This window comes from Malaciobacter canalis, from assembly GCF_008000835.1.
Taxonomy (GTDB): domain Bacteria; phylum Campylobacterota; class Campylobacteria; order Campylobacterales; family Arcobacteraceae; genus Malaciobacter; species Malaciobacter canalis.
This window is the reverse complement of the sequence record NZ_CP042812.1, coordinates 1,752,313-1,769,751: the sequence shown is the minus strand read 5'-3', so window position 1 is coordinate 1,769,751 and position 17,439 is coordinate 1,752,313. Positions and strand designations below refer to the sequence as shown.

The following is a 17,439-nucleotide window of genomic DNA, read 5'->3' as shown; positions in this document are numbered from 1 at the left end:
CGAGGAGAATTAATGTTAAAGATTATGTTATCAATGATATTTTGTTCATTAGCTGCATTTGCATCAAGTTCAGCTAGTACAACACAAATACCTGATTTAACAATGACATGGATTGGGTTTGCATCACTAATAATATTTGTGATTGGATATTATTTTGTTGCAGCAGAAGAGAAGTATCATATTGATAAGGCAAAACCTGCTTTATTTATAGGGACTTTTATTTTTATTTTAATTGCTATTTATTATGCACTTAATGACTTAAATATGGACTTGGTTCATACACAAGCGCAACACTTGATTTTAGAAATCGCAGAGATTTTCTTTTTCTTATTTGTTGCAATGACTTATATTGAATCTTTGATTCATATGAATGTATTTGATAGATTAAAATATAACTTAGTTTCAAAAGGTTTTACTTATAGAAAACTTTTTTGGGCTACTGGTTTTATCGCATTTTTCTTATCTCCAATTGCAGATAACTTAACAACTGCATTGATTTTATCAACTGTATTAATTACTATTGAAAAAAATAGAAAAGATTTCTTGGTTCCTGGGGCAATAAATATTGTAGTTGCAGCAAATGCTGGTGGTGCTTGGTCTCCTTTTGGTGATATTACTACACTTATGGCATGGACAGCAAAAAAAGGTGCATTTTCTGATTTCTTATTTTTATTTCCGTCTGCAATTGTTGGTTATTTAATAACTGCATTTTTATTATCTAGATTTGTTCCAAATGAAGTTCCAGCTTTTGATGCTACAAAAGAGAAAAGACCTGAACTTGGTGATGGTGCAAAAACTATAATGGGACTTGGAATATTTACAATTGTTTGTGCTGTAATATCGCATCAAGTACTACATTTACCTGCTATGTGGGGTATGATGTTTGGTCTTGCTTTACTTAAAGTTTATTCTTATGGGCTTAATAGAAAATATGGAAAAGATCACTTTAATATTTTTGACTCAATTGCAAAAATTGAAAATAACACACTGTTATTTTTCTTTGGTATTTTAGCAGCTGTTGGAGGATTGTATTTCTTAGGATGGTTAGCCTTAGCAGCAGTTGTTTATGATCCATCAGTATTAGGACCAACATGGTCAAATATTGGTGTTGGGTTCTTATCTGCAATTGTTGATAATATTCCAGTAATGTCAGCTGTATTAAAAGCTAGTCCAGAGATGGGACTTGATCAATGGATGCTAGTAACATTAACAGCTGGTATTGGTGGTTCTATGATTTCATTTGGTAGTGCTGCTGGTGTTGGTGTTATGGGAAAATTACATGGGATTTATACATTTGGATCTCATATGAAATATGCTTGGACAATTGTATTGGGATATTTTGCTTCTATTGGAGTATGGTATTTACAATATCAAGTTTTAGGAATAGGGCATTAGATTATTTTGATAAAACAAAAAAAGCCACTAAGTTTTTCTTAGTGGCTTTTTTTATATACAAAGGTTTGTTTATGTTTGGATGGCTATTTAATAAAAAAAAGAATAAAAAAATAAAAAGAACTAATACTTTTGTATGTAAGCATTGTAAATATAGTTGTGAAACTTGTGATACAAAATTTTGTTATTCTTGCTATAGTGATAAAGGAAATCCTTGTCCAAAGTGTGGGAAAACAAATCTTCAAGAAAAAGAAAATTCTTAAACTATTTTATGATTAACTAAAAATTTACTACTTTTTAGCTATCATAACAACTAAAATAAAAAGTAATATTAATCACTCCAAGTGTTAAAATCAATTAAGGAAAATAATATATGAAACATGTACCAATTGTTGTATTGGATTTTGGTAGTCAATATACTCAAATCATTGCTAGAAAACTAAGAGAGTCTGGAGTATATAGTGAAATTGTTCCATTTAATGAAAATATCGAAGATATTAAGGCTAGAACTCCTAAAGGAATAATTTTAAGTGGTGGACCAGCATCTGTTTATGGTAAAGATGCTTATCATCCAGATGAAGAGATTTTTAATTTAGGTCTTCCTATTTTAGGTATTTGTTATGGAATGCAGTTAATTTCTCAACATTTTGGAGGAAGTGTAATTCCAGCAGATCATCACGAATATGGAAAAGCGCAACTGAAATTTGAAAAAGAGAGTGATATCTTCAAAGATACAACTGATGGTCAAATAGTTTGGATGTCACATGGAGATAGAGTAGAAAAAATTCCAGAAGGATTTGAAAAAATCGCAACTAGTGAAAACTCTCCATATGCAGCTATTGCAGATATGAATAGACTTGTATATGCATTTCAATTTCATCCTGAGGTATATCATTCAAAAGAGGGTGCAAAACTACTTAAGAACTTTGCAAAACATATATGTGGTTGTGACTCTACTTGGAATATGGGATCTTTTGCAAAAGAGCAAATTAAAAAGATTCAAGATAAAGTAGGAGATAAAAAAGTACTTTGTGGTGTAAGTGGAGGAGTTGATTCTTCTGTTGTTGCAACACTTTTAGCAGAAGCTATAGGAGATCAGCTTATTCCTGTGTTTGTTGATCATGGACTTTTAAGAGCCAATGAAAGAGAACAAGTAGAAGCTATGTTTAGTACAAGAGGAATTGACTTAATCACAGTTGATGCAACTGATGTTTTCTTGAAAAAACTTGAGGGTGTAACTGATCCTGAAACAAAAAGAAAAGTAATCGGTGAAACTTTTATTGAAGTATTTGACCAAGAAGCAAAAAAACATGATGGAATAGAGTTTTTAGCACAAGGTACACTTTATACAGATGTAATTGAATCAGTATCAGTTAAAGGACCATCAAAAACAATCAAATCTCACCACAATGTTGGTGGACTTCCAGATTGGATGACATTTGAACTAATTGAACCTTTAAGAGAAATCTTTAAAGATGAAGTTAGAATATTAGGATTGGAGCTTGGACTTCCAAAAGATATGATTGGAAGACATCCATTTCCTGGGCCAGGACTTGCTATTAGAATTATGGGTGATGTAAATAAACCTGATTTAGAGATATTAAGAAAAGCAGATGTTATTATGCTAGATGTTTTAAGATCATCAGGATATTATGACAAAACATGGCAAGCATTTACAGTTTTACTAAATGTAAAATCAGTAGGTGTTATGGGTGATAATAGAACTTATGATAATACTGTTTGTGTAAGAATAGTAGAAGCAACAGATGGAATGACAGCAACATTTGCACATATTCCACATGATATCTTAGAAACAATTTCAAGAAGAATCATCAATGAAGTTGATGGAATCAACAGAGTTGTTTATGATATTTCATCTAAACCACCTGCAACTATTGAGTGGGAATAAAAGCGAATAGCTTTTATTCATCTTGCACTAGATTTAGATTTGAGGTACTTTAGTACATCTTCATCTAAATCTAGTGCAATCTAAACAAAATCTATCGCTTTATTTGAAAATAAAGCACTATCTTTTAACTTGATTCTAAGTAGTAGGAGATACATTTTGATTTTTTGCTAAATTAAGTTAAATATTCTTCAATCTCTTTTTTACCCATAGTATTAGGATGTCGTTTATTATGAAATAATATATATTTCTTTACCCAATAAATATATACATTTTCTGTTTTTATACTATAATGTTTTACTCTTATTTTGTCCCTCATTATATCAAGTAATTTTTTACCCATTTTTTACTCCTAAATAATATAAGTGTTGTTAAAGGTTTATTTTTTACTTTTAACATACATTATGTATATTAAAGTTCTATGTATCGATATAAAATAAACAAAAAAATTATAACTTATAATAAAAATATAGATAAAAATTATTGCATATTGTAATATATTTTTTATAAATATCCTTCAATTAAGCTTTTTGGGAAATATATAATAAATAAGTAGATTTAAGTACTTTATTTATATAATGTACATTCAATAAATAGTTATACAAGGAAAAGTAAATGACTGATTTAGGAACAATTAGTACAATAATTTCAAATGTTAAAACGGCAACAGATATTGCTAAATTAGTAAAAGATAGTTCGTCTTCTCTAAAAGAAGCTGAAGTTAAATTAAAAATGGCAGATTTGATTAGTGCTCTAGCTGATATTAAAATAGAACTATCTGATATGCAAGTGTTACAACGGGACAAAGATCAAAAAATATTTGAATTAGAAGAACAATTGAGCAAAAAAGAAAAAACTACATATGATGGGAAAATGTATTGGATAGAAGATGACAAAACACCATTTTGTGCAGTCTGTTATGAAAATGATACGAAATTTATTCATTTGACACATGTTCGAGCAAGTGAATGGGGTTCTGAGAATTGGTACTGTAAAATTTGTAAAAACAAATATTATGTATAACAAATCTCAGAAGTGAACGAGGGTATACTTGCGATAGTTTAAGCTTTAAAGTAAAATTCAAATAGTCAAGTGACCAGATACCCTCGTCCACTTAGTTCAAACGTTATGATTCAAAGGAAATTATGTGAAACACTATGTAACCGGTTTTCTATTTACAAGAGATTCTAATCATGTTGTTTTAATAAAAAAGCTAAATCCGAAATGGCAACGAGGATTGTTTAATGGCGTGGGTGGAAAAATAGAAGAAAATGAAAAGTCTTGCGATGCTATGTCCAGGGAATTTAAAGAGGAGACAGGAGTTGTTATAAACGCTGAAGAGTGGGTTCAATTTTCACATATTCATCGTCCCGGATTTTATCATTTGGACCTATATTATGCTCATTCTGACCTTGCTTTTGATGTCAGGACTATTGAAAAAGAAGAAGTTCATATAGTAAAAGTGAATAACTTACCAAAAAATATTATTCCGAACTTACAATGGCTAATTCCTTTAGCTTTAGATAAAGAAATGGATTTTTCAAATCCTATTTTAATGCAGGAAATAGCTAATGAAAGAACTAAATCATAACAAATCAGTGGAGCCAATAAATTACCCTGCGGGCAATTCATCGGCTCATTTTAAACGTTATATCATGTGTCATTAATGGATGATAGATGATGTAACTGTTTAGCAGTTGCAAATTTCATAAAGGAGTCTTACATGGGAAAAGGCGGATGTACACCACCTAATGGACCAAGCACAACTGGAAATCCTTCCGGTGGCGGTAGAGGCAATTGTCCTCCGAAGAAATAAATATATTAGTTGTTTAGATTGAGTTCTAGGCAACTAAACTACACGGGCAAAAATATAACAAATCTTTGCACACCAATATAAGCCCCGCACGCGAGGCTTATATTGGTGAAATCAAACGTTAGCTTACAAAGAATAGGGGTCAGGTGATAACGATAACTTAATAGTAGAATAGAAAAATTTATAATTGCATTAGAAAATATAATCAAATAATTATTAATAAAAAAGTTTGTAAAAATACTTTTGCTATAATTATTTGAAAATAGGGCTCAGTTGGCAAATTAGGTTTAGGGTTATTGTTATCACCTGACCCCTTAAGTGTTAAGTGTTACCCCTTAAGTGTTAAGTGCCCACATAAGACAACTGAATAGTTTTAAATCATCTAACAAAGAGGAAAATATTTATGGGAATCAAAATGTCAAAAATAAATTCTTTGTCTGAATACAAAGATGTTTCTGAGTTTTTTGCAGGAAATATTCATAAAGTAAGTTCGAATGCACAAGCAGTAATCCCTAATATAAAAACATTTATGCAAGAAAATATAAAAGACTTATTTTTTTTAGATGAGAATGTCATGCATCCAACGAAGTGGGAATGGGCAGTTAAAAAATACATACTATGGAAGGATATTTGCAATTTTGAACATAACTTATTTATTTTTAAAGAAAAAAACAAAAATGTTGCATTTGCTTTACTCGAAAAATCCAGGATGCTACGCTATCTTTATGTAGATGACACCTTTCAAAGACAAGGTATTGGTTCTGAAATATTAAAACGTTTGTCTAAAAAAGGTACGCTAAGAATAAAAGTAGAAGAAAAAGAATATGTTAATGGATTAGGTGAATTTTATGAAAAAAACGGTTTTGTAAAAACTGGTGAAAATACAGCTATGGGAACAAAATACCATCAATATGAAATGAACCAGTACAATATCTAACAAATCAGAGCCAATAAATTACCCTGCGGGCAATTCATTGGCTCATTTTAAACGTTATACAAAGGAATAAAATGGATTTATTAACACTTGGAATTGGTGGTTTAATTGGTTTTTTATCAGCAATAGGAAAAGATTTTTTACTTGAACAAAGTAAAAATAAAATTAAAACTAAAGATTTTAAAAGAGAAAAACTTGAAGAGATTTTCATCTTAATGGATAAAGTTTCTCAAGAATCATTAAAGCCATTAAAATACAAAGGCTCACTTGATGGGATTGGAGCTAAATTAGGAATGACTATTAGATTTTATTTTCCAGATTTAAATAAAGATTATCAAGATTTTTTAAAAGTTTTTCAAGAAGTAACGCAAAAAACAATAACATTAGATGATAAAATCAATTTAACAGAAGAAGATATAAAAATGTTTTATACAGCATATGGACTATTTATTGATAAAATCGTATTGGAATCAAAGAAGTATGTCTAACAAAACATTAGAGAGAAATATTTGAACCGCAGGGTCAAATATTTCTCAACTCAAACGTTATCTATAGAAAGGAACATTTATAGCACAGTAAACTAATCAATATGGCTTATCTAGGTACATATCAAATACAATAAAACGAAAAATAAGAAAACAATGTGGTTTTGGATGTGTTATATGTGGTTTTGGAATTACACAATATGAGCATATTATCCCAGAATGGCATGAACCACAAAAATAAGCTATGGAGAAGATGTGCCCAAGAACCGTAAAGGGAGACTAATTTAATGAAAAAATATTTTATGATTATGATTGATCGTTCATCAGATTTCTACACTGGTTTTATCAGTGGTGTCTTTCAATCAAGCGCTGGAACTAGATTGCCTGTGGGAGCTTCAGACATTAGCGTATATAAATTAAACTCAAGCTCTTGTGATATATATTGGAACTTTGATGATATAGTACCATTACATTTCGACTATACTATGCATGATGGGCATATTGTAAGTAAGAGAATATTAGATGTAATTAATAAATATAGACTGGCTGATTCCATACAAAGAAAAATCAGTGTGTGGATGCAAGGAGAGAAAATAGAAAAAGACTTTTACCATATCTTCTTTGAAAGGATAACACAAAGAGTTAGAGATGATAGATATGATCACTTGGTAGTGTTCGATAAGGAGAAGTCAGAATTTGAACGTGGAAAAATGAACATGGTTATCCCTACCGGTGAAATAGTATTGACAGAAAATGCAAATAATTATGATTGCTTTGAGTTACAAAGTAGTATTAAAGGAATTCAAGGGAACTTAGTTGTCGATGAAGAACTAGCCAATGAATTAATTACTTTAAACGCTAAAGGAATAAAGTTAGTACCGTTACAAGAGGCATTTAAAGAGTACTGTAAAGATTGGGGAGTTGATGCTTCAAGTTTGATTATTAAGAAAAAAAGAATAATGCCCTGTTAAGCTAAAAGTAGGGTCAGGTGATAACGAGAAAGTAGAGTCAGGTGATAACGATAAGAAAATATAATCAAGTAATTATTAATAAAAAAGTTTGTAAAAATACTTTTGCTATAATTATTTGAAAATAGGGCTTAGTTGGTAAATTAGGTTTAGGGTTATTGTTATACGAGTGGCTTAAGTGCTTAAGTCAAATAGTTATATTTTGGAGATTAATCGTGAATGCAGAAGAATTCTTAATTTTGGTGAAAGAGCAAGCAAGAGATTTTTCGCTGGATTGGGCAGAAGGTGATAATGTTGGGGTTAGCAAATCCGCTCAGAAATGGCTAAATAGCTTGTCTGTTGAAGAAAAAAGACTTCTGCGTGAGATTTTACAAGAAAGCCTAGATAACGCGCTTTTCACAGTATTTGAACTTATAGATGGTGTTCATAGCCATAACTCTACACCAATTGAGTCGTCTTGTTCAGGGATAAAGATATCTGGGAAAGGATGTCAGCAATTACATGATTTATATGCGAATAAAATATAACAAGACGTTCCAATTGACTTCGAAAAGTAGGGTCAGGCGAAAAAGTAGGGTCAGTTGATAACGATAACTTAATAGCAGAATAGTAAAAAATTTATAATAGTATTATAAAATTTATCAAAATAATTATTAACAAAAAACATTTAATACTAAATTAAATTCAAATATAGTACTATGTTAAAACGATATCTTAAAAAGGTTGCACTTATGCATTTAAGTCAAGATATAAAACCAATTAGCTATTTAAAATCGAAGACAGCTGATGTAATAAACAATGTAAATGAAAATCAACGATCAATTATTATCACACAAAATGGTGAGGCTAAAGCAGTTATTCAAGATATTAAGAGCTATGAAAATATGCAAAATTCATTAAATTTGTTAAAGTTAATTGTTCAAAGTGAGAATGATATTGAAAACAATCGTATTATTCGTCAAGAAGATATGTTTAATAATTTAGAAAAAAAACTCTTTGGATAATTTTCAATGAAAAGCTTTGAAGTCATCTGGACAAAAAGTGCTGAATTTGATTTGGAATCAATTATTGAATATATTAAAACAGATAGTATAGAAACAGCAAAAAAAATATTTTTTGCTATAAAAGAAGAGTGTAATAATTTATATTACTTTCCCCAGAAAAAGAGAATTGTACCAGAACTTCAGCAAATTGGAATTTTAAAGTATATAGAAGTTATCTATCAAAGATGGAGAGTAATATATAAAATTGAAAATGAAAAAGCATATATTTTATTAATGGTAGATTCAAGTAGAAATTTAGAAGATATTTTATTTCAACGATTAATTAAAAATGATAACAAAACTAGCACCGAACAGGATATTTATTAAAAATACTCTTACTATGATTATTTGAAAATAGGAGGGATAGATTTAGGATTATTGTTATCACCTGCCCCTTAGACCTCTTAGAAAAATATAATAAATAAGTAGATTTAAGTACTTTATTTATATAATTTTTATTCAATAAAGAGTTATATTTTCTTGAGGTTTGTAGATGAATGACAATAAAAGATTAGCTTCAGCAATAACATTAAGCACAATAATAAAGTGGAAATTATCCTTTCTTTTAGATAATGATATATGTCCGTGGGAAGGTAATAACACAGATCTAGGTGAGCGAGATGCATTAGAGCAACTACTTGCTGACTCTACTTCGATGGTTGAAGAAGAGTTTGAAGAAAAATATTTGTTAGAAATAGCACGTTTAAAAAGACGCATTGAAGGGAAAATATTTTCAGTGGCTGATAATGATGATTATTATGAATCATTCAGCAATACAATAATTGAAATTTTAAGTTTAATAAATCCCAAAAATCTTTATGATTTCGATGATGCTGAATAAATGCAGAAGCTTTGTAAATATCGATTTTATTGGTATGAATTGGATCCAGCTCTTAAAGTTGGAGAAGTTACTGCCCTTAGTTGTATTCAAGATAGCAATCCTTTAGAAATACACAGTGGATTTATTTCAGGTATCCCTATTGTGAATGTTAATTGTAAAATATTGTCTATTTATCATCCAGAATTAGGGTATTTAGAAGATATTGATACTGCTGGTTTAGAGTATTGTCTGACGCTCACTGATGGCAGGAAACTAAAAGTGGAAGCAGAAGAAGAGCCAGGTAAAGTTTATTCTTTTCCCATTCAGCCAAAAGCTTGGGATTTTCAAGTTTTGATCGAAAAAATAGAAAAATAGCAAATAGGGTCAAATGATAACGATAACTTTTTGTGTTGTCTACTTATTACTGTAAAGTTGTCAAAAAACATTATTTATATAATACTAAATTTAAAAAAAATTAAAGTTTATTGGATATACTTTAGTATATTGGTGTAAGGAACTTTTCATGTCTGAGATTAATGATATAGTAGATAGCTTTAATGTTGGTTTTTTCACTACTAAAATTAGCACTAAAGAACCAATTAATCTAAAAGTTAATAAACCTAAAGAATTAGAAGACTTTAATGATATAATGAATGTTATAAGTACTGAAGCTTATACTCCTCCTTCTTCTAAATATGTTCAACTTGATGGGTTTACTTTTGATGAAAATAACAATAGAATACCTACTAAAATTACATTAGAAGGTGTTTATGCACAAGATTCATTTTTAGATGAAAATGGAAACTGGGATGTAAAAGCAGAAGCAACAGCTTACAAAGAGAGAGAACTTGCTCATAGAAAAGAATTCATTGATAACTGGATAAAAGATAACGGCTATGGTGAATTAGAAAATACAGCTCAATTAATGAAAGCATTATTAGCAAAATAGAATTATAATATTATTATCAACTGACCCTTATACTCTAATACTTTGTATCATATAAAAAGGAGAAAGAATGGCAATAAAATTATGCCCTATTGGTGGAAAAATAAATGCTTTTTTATTTGAAAATGAGAATATAAATTTACCTTTATCTCTTTTTTTATCAATTAGAATAGATTTAGAAGAGTTCCAATTTCAAAGTGAATTTGAAGATACGTGTATCCAGCTTGATTTTATTAAGATGAAGTTTAATTCTTTTTTGGATATAGAAAATAAAGAGATTGAGTTTGCTTTAAATCCTGAAGATGGGTATATTGATGGGTCTATTTATCTTGATAGCCAGCATGTGCCAGTTGATATTAGTAAGATAAGTTTTAGTTCATTTGATAAAGATAATATCAATGCTAAATTTAAGGGAGTAGTATTGTTTGATTATTGTGGTTATGAAGATTTAAATCAAGAGTTTATTATTGAAACTACTTTAAGTTTTGAGAATATATTTATACCCTCTGATATAATTTCTCCAAGTATACAAAATCTTGAAATAGCCCAAAAAAAGCTTAGTGAGTTTTTTGCTATTAGTGAATTATCCAATCCAGTTATAGAAAATAATGGCATTTGTGATGTAATTGCATTTCACAAGTTGGCATAATAATATAAAACTATTTTAAAAAAAACACAGTTTGAATACTGATTATAAACTAAATCCAAATATTACATACAAAGAGTTTAAATTAAAAAGTTGTATAATAAAAAGATAAATATTTAACTTAATTTTAGGATATTAAATGAGTAGTGAAGTTATTGCGTATGCAGTAGATAGAAAAAAGATTAAAGAGATATATGCTTGTAAAGACAAAGATTTTATTAGTGATTTTATGAGTGAATTTTGTGATGAGATTGAAGAGTTAGCAGAGGATTTTGATGTAAATCCTAGTGATTTTGAGAGTAGGTTAGATTTAATAGTAAATGCTAAGCCTTATGGTGAAGATGATAATGTTTGGATTTACAACTCTTTATATGAGCTGTTTTGCCAAAAATATGGAGAGTTGATTGAGCATGAAGAGTTTATGTGTTATTTAGAAGATGCTATTGATGATACACCAAGAACAGCTTTTTTACAAATTCCAGCAGATAAAGATTTTGAGGGTGCAGATTATTATAGTATTGCTTATGAAGATTTAGAAAAGCTAAGAGAGATATTTTTAACTAAGCCATCTTATGCAAATGAAGATTATTATATGGATGAGGTTAACAATATTTTTGATTTTGCAAAAGAAAATAAGAAAGATTTAGTGTTTTTCGCATATTGATTTTTATTATTATCTTCATATTAGACTTTTTCATATAATATAATATATTTTATGGAGGTATTTTATGATTTTTTATAAAAAAAATAGAGAGTTGGATTTAGATATTGGAAATCATCATATTGTTATTTGGCGTCGTTATGAAGCAATGGGTGCGCTAAATGATTTATTAATAGCAATTTGGTTTTTAATAGGTAGTTTTTTCTTTTTAAATGATTCTCTTATGCAAAGTGGTACTTGGCTATTTATAGTAGGTAGTGCACAATTAATCATAAAACCTCTAATAAAATTAATAAGTTTGATTCATGTAGCTCAAATTTATAATAAAAATTATAATAAAAACTATAATAAAAATTAAAATAAGCTATTATACACTAATATACTATTAGATATTTCATTAATTTAAGAGTTTTAAATATATAATATTATATTAATAATAAATTTTAAATATGTTAATTTTTTAAATTTTACTTTTGTAGATATTTTTAAATAAAAGAATCTTTCAATTCATAGATATTCCAACATTATTTTATTAATTAGTTATTAAAAATATTAAGGAATATTCTAATGAATATAGAACTAGATGATTCAAAAAAACTACTAGCACTTAATAAACCAAAAGGTTATATTGTTACGCGATCTGATGATCTTGGACGAAAAACTGTTTATGATCTTTTACCTGATTGGGTTTTTTCTGATGGTTGGATGCCTATAGGTCGTCTTGATTTAGAATCAAAGGGGCTTTTGCTATTTACAAGAGATGGAAAGATTGGTAATTTATTGACTAAACCTAAAAATTGTATTAAGGTTTATGAGATTTGGGTTAGAGGTCATGTAACACATGAGCATATTCTAAAAACTATAAAAGGTGTAGAGAGTCCTTATGGATTATTGAAAGCTTTAGATGTAGAAAAGATAGGTATGGCTAAAGCAAAAACCAAACTTAGAGTAAAAATAGATGAGGGTAAAAATCGTCATATTCGTAGACTTTTTGGAAGTTTAAAAGACCCAAAATTTAAAACTTCATTGAAGGTTTTAAGTTTAAGTAGAGTAAGTATTGGTGATTTTAAGCTTGATATTAAAAGTGGTGAATGGCGTTTTCTTTCTATAAAAGAAGAAAAAGTATTAATGAAAAATTTATAAGAAACAAAAAGGAAATTATGTGTCATTTAAAGTATTTACTTTATCTCAAGAACTTAATAAAGCATTAGAAAAAAATAGTTATATTTCTCCAACACCAATACAAGAAAAGGTGATTCCTCTTGTAAAAAAAGGTGTTGATGTCTTAGCACAAGCTCAAACAGGAAGCGGTAAAACAGCTAGTTTTGTTATTCCTGTATTAGAACTTTTAAAAGATGAAATAACATCTAAAAAATCAAAAATTAAGGTTTTAGTTTTAACGCCTACTAGAGAGCTTACTTTACAAGTTGCACAGACTTTTTCAACAATGAGTTCATTTTTCAAACACACACCTTTAATAGTTCCTGTTATTGGTGGAGAAAAAATTGGTGAACAACTTTTAAAGATACAAAAAGGGTGTGATATTGTAGTCGCAACTTCTGGAAGATTAATTGATATTATTGATAAAAAACAGATAGATTTATCACAAATTGAATATTTCATACTTGATGAAGCAGATAAAATGTTGGATTTTGGTTTTGCTGAAGAGCTTGATGTTATTTTAAGTGTGATTGCAAAACAAAGACAAAACCTTATGTTTTCTGCGACATATTCACCAAAAGTACTAGATATTGCTTCAAAAATAACTACAAAAGCTACAAATGTAAAAATAGAAAATACAAAATCATATGTAGAGCAAATAACACAAAGAGCTATTTTGGTAAATAAAGAGAATAAAAGTGCATTATTAAGACAAGTAATAAAGCAAAATCAGTTTAAATCAGTATTAGTATTTATGGCAAGTAAAAGAGCAGCTGATAACATAGCCGCAAAATTTAGAAAGTATGGTTTAGAAGCTGATTCATTTCATGGTGATTTGACACAAGAAGAGAGAATTTATACTCTTGATGAGTTTAAAAATAAAAAGATTAATATTTTGTTTTCAACTGATATAGCTTCAAGAGGATTGCATATAGAAGATATTGATTGTGTTATTAATTATGATTTGCCAAGAAGCACACAAACTTATATTCATCGTATAGGAAGAACAGCAAGAGCTGGAAAAAGTGGAGTTGCCATATCATTTTTAGATGATGAAAATTTAGATCATTTTAAACTTATAGAAAAAAGAAATGAGTTAGATATAAAAAAAGAGCAAATTGAGGGATTTGAGTTTAAAAGTAGTAAAAGTGCAAAGCAAAAAGGAAGCAAACCTGTTAAAGGTAAAAGAAAAAGTAAAAAAGATAAATTAAGAGAGCAAGGACTTAAATAAAACTATATGAGTGAAAAAAACAGTATATTACAAAAAATAAAATTGATAGATAAAGGTGTACTTTTTATGCTTTTAAGTGCTTTGATTTCAGCACTAAATGGAGCAGTAGCTAAAGTATTATCTGATAGTATGCATCCAATTGAGATAGTATTTTATAGGAATTTCTTAGGAATTTTGATACTTTTATATAGTTTCAAAAAGGTAAATGTTTTAATAGATAAGTCTAAACTGCACTTGCTTTTTTTACGAGGTTTTTTTGGTAGTTTAGCTATGCTTTTATTTTTTTATACAATTGGAACTATTCCTTTGGGTGAAGCTGTTGTACTAAATAAAACATCACCTTTTTTTGTAACTATTCTTGCTTATTATTTAATGAAAGAGTCTATTGGTCTTAATACATTTTTTGCATTGATTATTGGTTTTTTAGGAATTGTATTTATTATGAAACCTTTTGGTGTTGAAATATCAATTGAACATATTATGGGTGTATTAGGAGGTTTTTTCTCTGCTGCTGCTTATGCGACTATAAAAAAAATCAAAGATATTTATGATGCAAGGGTTATTATGCTTTCTTTTATGGGAGTTGGTATAATTATTCCAATTGGATTTTTTTTATTTAGTTCATATGTTGAATTTAAAATTTATACTGATATTTATATTTGGTTACTTATATTTTTTATGGCAATTATCTCTACTGCTTCACAATGGTTTTTAACTAGGGCATATAGCTTAAGTAAGGCTAGTATTATTGGTGTGATAAGTTATACAAATATACCTTTTGCTATTGGTTTTGGAGTTATGTTAGGTGATTCATTACCTGATATATATACATTTTTAGGTATTATTCTTATTGTAATAGGTGGAATTTTAGTTAGTAAAAAAGGTAAAAAATGAAAGTAAATATTCCTGGAAAGCAAGAAATAGAGATTAAAAATATTGTATTTGATTATAATGGTACGATTGCTATTGATGGTAAACTAATTGATGGTGTTAAAGAGAATATAAATGAACTTTCAAATGATTTTAATTTTTTTGTGATTACTGCTGATACTTATGGAAGTGTTGAGCAAGAGCTTAAGTCAGTAAATTGCAAAATTATTAAGATAGAAAAATCTTCACAAGATATAAGTAAAGAAAAGTTTATAAAAGAACTAGGTTCAAATACTGCTTTGTGTGTTGGCAATGGAAGAAATGATAAATTGATGTTAAAAGAGGCTATTTTAGGTATTGCAATTTTGCAAGATGAGGGTATATGTACACAGACATTGTTAAACTCTGATATTTTAGTAAAATCAATTTTGGATGTTTTTGGGTTTTTAAATGATAAAAATAGGCTAATAGCCACATTGAGAAATTAAAAGTAAGATATTAAGTAGCAAAAAATGCTACTTAAAAAGTCTTATAGACCTGTAACGTTTTCTGCTTGAGGACCTTTTTGTCCTTCACCTAACTCAAAAGTTACTTCTTGACCATCATTTAATGATGCTCTATCATATCCATTAGTGTTGATTTGACTATAGTGTACAAATACATCTTTCCCGCCGTCTTTTTGTTCGATAAAACCGAAACCTTTTTCACTATTGAACCATTTTACAGTTCCGTTTACTAATGTTGCCATTGTAATTCCTTTGTTGTTTTGTGTTAAAAGTATAATATGAGAAATTCTTTTAGATTGATTGTACTGTAACTATAAGTTGTCAATATAACGCAGACTAAAGATGTAACTCGAACCATCTTTTGTTGGTAACAGTATACATGAATTTTTCATTTATAATCTTAAAATAAACTTAAATTTCAATAAAAATAGATTAATTTGAAATTTATTTAGCTTTGTTATACTGAATAGACATTTAAGATAATATTTATTTTGAATAGTATTAAATGAAAAAACAAAGGAAGCAAATGGCGAAAAAAAATTACAACTATGAAAAAAGAGCAAGAGAGATAGAAAAACAAAAAAAGAAAGAAGAGAAGCTTAAGAAGAAACAAGCTAAAAATAATCCAGAAAATGTAGAAAATAATGAAGAGATAGAAAGTACAGAAGAGAAAAAGTAGTTTTATAGTTTTATTTTAAAAATGATAAAATTCAAATAAAAAAGAGAATAATGTTTGATAGCAATGATTATTGGGAAGAAGAGTTTAAAGATTATAAAGCAAAAGAGTTAAACTCTATTTATTTTGATAACTGTACTTTTATTAACTGTACTTTTTCAAGTGCTACTATTAGCAACTGCAAGTTTACAGAGTGTATATTTGTTAGTTGTGACTTATCTCTTTGTATTTTAAAATCTTCTACTTTTAATGATGTAACTTTTAAAAAGTCTAAACTTATTGGTATTTCTTGGAGCAATTGTGAAGAGCCTTTTGATATAAGTTTTATTTCTTGTAATATTTCTCAAAACTCTTTTCATTTACTTGACTTAAAGAAAATGAAATTTGTTGATTCAATCATTAAAGATAGTGGGTTTGAAGAATGCAATCTTGAAAAAGCTGTTTTTGAAAGATGTGATTTAGAACTTACAACTTTTTATAAAAACAACTTAAATAAAGCAAATTTTCAAACTTCAAAAAATTACTTAATAGATCCTACTCAAAATAGTATAGAAAAAGCTGAGTTTTCACTTCCTGAAGTATTGAGTTTTTTAAGTTTGTTACCTATAAAAATTAAATGAGATTTGATAGAGGGTAAAATATCCCAAATTGGGATATTATTTACTTTTTATTTGAAAAATCAAATGAATCAATATGCTCATCTATATGTTGTGCCAATAGATTTTTATACTCTTTTGTAAAGTACTCTATAATCTCTTCTTTAGCATCTTTCATATCTTGTGCAGAATCAAAATCCGTTGCTGCAACCCATGCATTGAATCTTGCTAATCCATACATAAATGAAGCACTAGCTTCTCCTGGAGTTATCATCTTTTCACTCATTTGATTATTTGCTAAGATTATGTGTTCATCAGCTCTTTGTACAAATGCTTCTTTATTATTCATGATTATTATCCTTAGTTTATTTTTGTGGATTTTAGCAAAATTAACTTAAATAGTTCAAAATTTAGATAAAATACAAAAATATTAATTAAATGATTGATAAATTTAAGCAAAGAGAAACTATGAAAAAAGTATTTAAATTAGAAGATGAAAAAAAGCATCCTGATAGAGTTTTAGAAGCAATAAAGCATGAAGTTAGAAAGTATATTAAAAGAGAAAAAAGAAAAACTTTGCCTGAGGGTGTTGACTTTTGGAAGTTTGAATGTAAAAGTGCAATTGATGATGAAGAAGTAAAAGAGATTGATTTTTTAGAAATCACAAAAGCAATTGATGAAGCTTCTATTAAAAAAGCAAAAACTTTATATTTAGAGATTATTGCAACAAATGGTTATAAAGAAAAAAAAGAGAATAATGAAGAGACTGAAACAGAATAAAGAGT

27 protein-coding genes are annotated in these 17,439 nt (G+C 28.3%); 24 read left to right on the top strand and 3 right to left on the bottom strand.

Annotated features, from left to right (window positions below; translation table 11 throughout):
• Positions 1-12: 12 nt before the first annotated feature.
• The 3 genes from nhaD to guaA all read left to right on the top strand — a co-directional run bounded on the left by nhaD (position 13) and on the right by guaA (position 3,301).
• Positions 13-1,395: a sodium:proton antiporter NhaD gene (gene nhaD / locus ACAN_RS08785; protein ID WP_079577515.1), complete on the top strand. Its 1,383-nt coding sequence runs from the start codon at positions 13-15 to the stop codon at positions 1,393-1,395.
• A 71-nt stretch (positions 1,396-1,466) separates the two neighbouring features.
• Entirely contained in the window at positions 1,467-1,655 is a 189-nt protein-coding gene (locus tag ACAN_RS08780) for a hypothetical protein (protein WP_079577516.1), read from the top strand.
• 110 nt (positions 1,656-1,765) lie between these two features.
• Entirely contained in the window at positions 1,766-3,301 is a 1,536-nt protein-coding gene (gene guaA / locus ACAN_RS08775) for a glutamine-hydrolyzing GMP synthase (RefSeq protein WP_099333478.1), read from the top strand.
• Between the two features lie 172 nt (positions 3,302-3,473).
• Here the strand turns inward: guaA and ACAN_RS08770 are convergent, their stop codons facing one another.
• Positions 3,474-3,641 carry a phage integrase N-terminal SAM-like domain-containing protein gene (locus ACAN_RS08770; protein WP_099333477.1) on the bottom strand — a complete coding sequence of 56 codons (168 nt, stop codon included), beginning with the start codon at positions 3,639-3,641 and terminating at the stop codon, positions 3,474-3,476.
• Positions 3,642-3,913: 272 nt separating this feature from the next.
• Between ACAN_RS08770 and ACAN_RS08765 the strand changes: the two genes are divergently transcribed.
• The 18 genes from ACAN_RS08765 to ACAN_RS08680 all read left to right on the top strand — a co-directional run bounded on the left by ACAN_RS08765 (position 3,914) and on the right by ACAN_RS08680 (position 15,364).
• Positions 3,914-4,321, top strand: a complete 408-nt coding sequence (locus ACAN_RS08765) for a hypothetical protein (protein WP_099333476.1) — start codon at positions 3,914-3,916, stop codon at positions 4,319-4,321.
• 124 nt (positions 4,322-4,445) lie between these two features.
• A complete protein-coding gene (locus ACAN_RS08760) occupies positions 4,446-4,889 on the top strand; it encodes an NUDIX hydrolase (RefSeq protein WP_079577522.1) in 444 nt (147 codons plus the stop codon).
• A 637-nt stretch (positions 4,890-5,526) separates the two neighbouring features.
• Complete coding sequence (locus ACAN_RS08755) at positions 5,527-6,048, top strand: GNAT family N-acetyltransferase (protein ID WP_165773031.1); 522 nt, start codon at positions 5,527-5,529, stop codon at positions 6,046-6,048.
• 71 nt (positions 6,049-6,119) lie between these two features.
• Positions 6,120-6,533 (top strand): hypothetical protein, encoded by a 414-nt coding sequence (locus tag ACAN_RS08750; RefSeq protein ID WP_099333474.1) that lies wholly within the window; start codon positions 6,120-6,122, stop codon positions 6,531-6,533.
• A 284-nt stretch (positions 6,534-6,817) separates the two neighbouring features.
• A complete protein-coding gene (locus ACAN_RS08745; RefSeq protein WP_099333473.1) occupies positions 6,818-7,501 on the top strand; it encodes an Imm43 family immunity protein in 684 nt (227 codons plus the stop codon).
• Positions 7,502-7,713: 212 nt separating this feature from the next.
• Positions 7,714-8,025: a hypothetical protein gene (locus tag ACAN_RS08740; protein WP_099333472.1), complete on the top strand. Its 312-nt coding sequence runs from the start codon at positions 7,714-7,716 to the stop codon at positions 8,023-8,025.
• Positions 8,026-8,229: 204 nt separating this feature from the next.
• A complete protein-coding gene (locus ACAN_RS08735) occupies positions 8,230-8,502 on the top strand; it encodes a type II toxin-antitoxin system Phd/YefM family antitoxin (RefSeq protein WP_099333471.1) in 273 nt (90 codons plus the stop codon).
• Positions 8,503-8,508: 6 nt separating this feature from the next.
• Positions 8,509-8,868, top strand: coding sequence for a type II toxin-antitoxin system RelE/ParE family toxin (locus tag ACAN_RS08730; protein ID WP_099333470.1), 360 nt, complete (start codon positions 8,509-8,511; stop codon positions 8,866-8,868).
• Between the two features lie 166 nt (positions 8,869-9,034).
• Complete coding sequence (locus ACAN_RS08725) at positions 9,035-9,382, top strand: hypothetical protein (protein ID WP_099333469.1); 348 nt, start codon at positions 9,035-9,037, stop codon at positions 9,380-9,382.
• Positions 9,383-9,736: a hypothetical protein gene (locus ACAN_RS08720; protein WP_099333468.1), complete on the top strand. Its 354-nt coding sequence runs from the start codon at positions 9,383-9,385 to the stop codon at positions 9,734-9,736. It abuts the gene before it with no gap.
• Positions 9,737-9,884: 148 nt separating this feature from the next.
• Positions 9,885-10,310 carry a hypothetical protein gene (locus ACAN_RS08715; protein WP_099333467.1) on the top strand — a complete coding sequence of 142 codons (426 nt, stop codon included), beginning with the start codon at positions 9,885-9,887 and terminating at the stop codon, positions 10,308-10,310.
• Positions 10,311-10,377: 67 nt separating this feature from the next.
• A complete protein-coding gene (locus tag ACAN_RS08710; RefSeq protein WP_099333466.1) occupies positions 10,378-10,956 on the top strand; it encodes a hypothetical protein in 579 nt (192 codons plus the stop codon).
• 136 nt (positions 10,957-11,092) lie between these two features.
• Complete coding sequence (locus ACAN_RS08705) at positions 11,093-11,617, top strand: DUF7691 family protein (protein WP_099333465.1); 525 nt, start codon at positions 11,093-11,095, stop codon at positions 11,615-11,617.
• Positions 11,618-11,681: 64 nt separating this feature from the next.
• Entirely contained in the window at positions 11,682-11,972 is a 291-nt protein-coding gene (locus ACAN_RS08700; RefSeq protein WP_079580215.1) for a YrhK family protein, read from the top strand.
• 209 nt (positions 11,973-12,181) lie between these two features.
• Entirely contained in the window at positions 12,182-12,757 is a 576-nt protein-coding gene (locus tag ACAN_RS08695; protein WP_099333464.1) for a pseudouridine synthase, read from the top strand.
• 19 nt (positions 12,758-12,776) lie between these two features.
• Positions 12,777-14,006 (top strand): DEAD/DEAH box helicase, encoded by a 1,230-nt coding sequence (locus tag ACAN_RS08690; protein WP_099333463.1) that lies wholly within the window; start codon positions 12,777-12,779, stop codon positions 14,004-14,006.
• Positions 14,007-14,012: 6 nt separating this feature from the next.
• Positions 14,013-14,900, top strand: a complete 888-nt coding sequence (locus ACAN_RS08685) for a DMT family transporter (protein ID WP_228150597.1) — start codon at positions 14,013-14,015, stop codon at positions 14,898-14,900.
• Complete coding sequence (locus ACAN_RS08680) at positions 14,897-15,364, top strand: HAD family hydrolase (RefSeq protein ID WP_099333462.1); 468 nt, start codon at positions 14,897-14,899, stop codon at positions 15,362-15,364. Before ACAN_RS08685 ends, ACAN_RS08680 begins: the two co-directional genes overlap by 4 nt.
• Before the next feature lie 41 nt (positions 15,365-15,405).
• Here the strand turns inward: ACAN_RS08680 and ACAN_RS08675 are convergent, their stop codons facing one another.
• On the bottom strand, positions 15,406-15,624 hold the full coding sequence (locus ACAN_RS08675; protein WP_099310231.1) for a cold-shock protein: 219 nt from the start codon (positions 15,622-15,624) through the stop codon (positions 15,406-15,408).
• A 284-nt stretch (positions 15,625-15,908) separates the two neighbouring features.
• Between ACAN_RS08675 and ACAN_RS13995 the strand changes: the two genes are divergently transcribed.
• Together ACAN_RS13995 and ACAN_RS08670 are read left to right on the top strand one after the other, a co-directional pair.
• Positions 15,909-16,061: a hypothetical protein gene (locus ACAN_RS13995; protein ID WP_165773030.1), complete on the top strand. Its 153-nt coding sequence runs from the start codon at positions 15,909-15,911 to the stop codon at positions 16,059-16,061.
• A 50-nt stretch (positions 16,062-16,111) separates the two neighbouring features.
• Complete coding sequence (locus ACAN_RS08670) at positions 16,112-16,678, top strand: pentapeptide repeat-containing protein (RefSeq protein ID WP_099333461.1); 567 nt, start codon at positions 16,112-16,114, stop codon at positions 16,676-16,678.
• A 40-nt stretch (positions 16,679-16,718) separates the two neighbouring features.
• Here ACAN_RS08670 and ACAN_RS08665 read toward each other — a convergent pair whose 3' ends face one another.
• Positions 16,719-17,003 (bottom strand): DUF3144 domain-containing protein, encoded by a 285-nt coding sequence (locus tag ACAN_RS08665; protein ID WP_099333460.1) that lies wholly within the window; start codon positions 17,001-17,003, stop codon positions 16,719-16,721.
• 119 nt (positions 17,004-17,122) lie between these two features.
• Between ACAN_RS08665 and ACAN_RS08660 the strand changes: the two genes are divergently transcribed.
• Positions 17,123-17,434, top strand: a complete 312-nt coding sequence (locus ACAN_RS08660; protein WP_099333459.1) for a DUF6172 family protein — start codon at positions 17,123-17,125, stop codon at positions 17,432-17,434.
• Positions 17,435-17,439: the final 5 nt, after the last annotated feature.

Coding starts and splice junctions, on each gene's coding strand:
- nhaD (WP_079577515.1), top strand. CDS start 13: ATGTTAAAGATTATGTTATCAATGATATTTTGTTCATTAGCTGCATTT.
- ACAN_RS08780 (WP_079577516.1), top strand. CDS start 1,467: ATGTTTGGATGGCTATTTAATAAAAAAAAGAATAAAAAAATAAAAAGA.
- guaA (WP_099333478.1), top strand. CDS start 1,766: ATGAAACATGTACCAATTGTTGTATTGGATTTTGGTAGTCAATATACT.
- ACAN_RS08770 (WP_099333477.1), bottom strand. CDS start 3,641: ATGGGTAAAAAATTACTTGATATAATGAGGGACAAAATAAGAGTAAAA.
- ACAN_RS08765 (WP_099333476.1), top strand. CDS start 3,914: ATGACTGATTTAGGAACAATTAGTACAATAATTTCAAATGTTAAAACG.
- ACAN_RS08755 (WP_165773031.1), top strand. CDS start 5,527: ATGTCAAAAATAAATTCTTTGTCTGAATACAAAGATGTTTCTGAGTTT.
- ACAN_RS08750 (WP_099333474.1), top strand. CDS start 6,120: ATGGATTTATTAACACTTGGAATTGGTGGTTTAATTGGTTTTTTATCA.
- ACAN_RS08745 (WP_099333473.1), top strand. CDS start 6,818: ATGAAAAAATATTTTATGATTATGATTGATCGTTCATCAGATTTCTAC.
- ACAN_RS08735 (WP_099333471.1), top strand. CDS start 8,230: ATGCATTTAAGTCAAGATATAAAACCAATTAGCTATTTAAAATCGAAG.
- ACAN_RS08730 (WP_099333470.1), top strand. CDS start 8,509: ATGAAAAGCTTTGAAGTCATCTGGACAAAAAGTGCTGAATTTGATTTG.
- ACAN_RS08725 (WP_099333469.1), top strand. CDS start 9,035: ATGAATGACAATAAAAGATTAGCTTCAGCAATAACATTAAGCACAATA.
- ACAN_RS08720 (WP_099333468.1), top strand. CDS start 9,383: ATGCAGAAGCTTTGTAAATATCGATTTTATTGGTATGAATTGGATCCA.
- ACAN_RS08715 (WP_099333467.1), top strand. CDS start 9,885: ATGTCTGAGATTAATGATATAGTAGATAGCTTTAATGTTGGTTTTTTC.
- ACAN_RS08710 (WP_099333466.1), top strand. CDS start 10,378: ATGGCAATAAAATTATGCCCTATTGGTGGAAAAATAAATGCTTTTTTA.
- ACAN_RS08705 (WP_099333465.1), top strand. CDS start 11,093: ATGAGTAGTGAAGTTATTGCGTATGCAGTAGATAGAAAAAAGATTAAA.
- ACAN_RS08700 (WP_079580215.1), top strand. CDS start 11,682: ATGATTTTTTATAAAAAAAATAGAGAGTTGGATTTAGATATTGGAAAT.
- ACAN_RS08695 (WP_099333464.1), top strand. CDS start 12,182: ATGAATATAGAACTAGATGATTCAAAAAAACTACTAGCACTTAATAAA.
- ACAN_RS08685 (WP_228150597.1), top strand. CDS start 14,013: ATGAGTGAAAAAAACAGTATATTACAAAAAATAAAATTGATAGATAAA.
- ACAN_RS08680 (WP_099333462.1), top strand. CDS start 14,897: ATGAAAGTAAATATTCCTGGAAAGCAAGAAATAGAGATTAAAAATATT.
- ACAN_RS08675 (WP_099310231.1), bottom strand. CDS start 15,624: ATGGCAACATTAGTAAACGGAACTGTAAAATGGTTCAATAGTGAAAAA.
- ACAN_RS13995 (WP_165773030.1), top strand. CDS start 15,909: ATGGCGAAAAAAAATTACAACTATGAAAAAAGAGCAAGAGAGATAGAA.
- ACAN_RS08670 (WP_099333461.1), top strand. CDS start 16,112: ATGTTTGATAGCAATGATTATTGGGAAGAAGAGTTTAAAGATTATAAA.
- ACAN_RS08665 (WP_099333460.1), bottom strand. CDS start 17,003: ATGAATAATAAAGAAGCATTTGTACAAAGAGCTGATGAACACATAATC.
- ACAN_RS08660 (WP_099333459.1), top strand. CDS start 17,123: ATGAAAAAAGTATTTAAATTAGAAGATGAAAAAAAGCATCCTGATAGA.